Here is a 381-nt window from a genome sequence, read left to right on the forward strand (position 1 = left end):
CGTGGTGGGGGTGCCTGACGAGCACGGGGTCGGGGCTCTTGGTCCACGACGCGGGGTCGAGCAGGTCGGCGTCCGTCGAGGCGGTGAGCAGGCCCATCGCGTACTCGGGGCCCGTCGCGGCGCCCGAGTAGGTGAGCAGCACGCGGCCCTCGCGGACCAGGACCGACGGGCCCTCGTTGACCCAGAACCCGGCGGTCTCCCAGTCGTGCTCGGGGCGCGTGAGCAGCACGGCCGGGCCGGCGAGCGTCCAGGGGTTCGCCATGGGGGCGATGTAGAGGTTGGAGTTGCCGCGGATCGTGACGTCCTGCTGCGCCCAGACCAGGTACTGCGTGCCGTCGAGCACGAACGACGTCGCGTCGAGCGCGAACGACTCCCAGCCGG

1 protein-coding gene is annotated in these 381 nt (G+C 72.7%); it reads right to left on the bottom strand.

The genetic code is table 11. From position 1 onward, the window contains the following. Window positions 1–381, bottom strand: a 381-nt coding sequence (locus G3I71_RS50030) for a family 43 glycosylhydrolase (RefSeq protein ID WP_164325640.1), incomplete at both ends; no start/stop codon positions are given.

This window comes from Streptomyces sp. SID12501 (assembly GCF_010550245.1).
Lineage (GTDB): Bacteria > Actinomycetota > Actinomycetes > Streptomycetales > Streptomycetaceae > Streptomyces.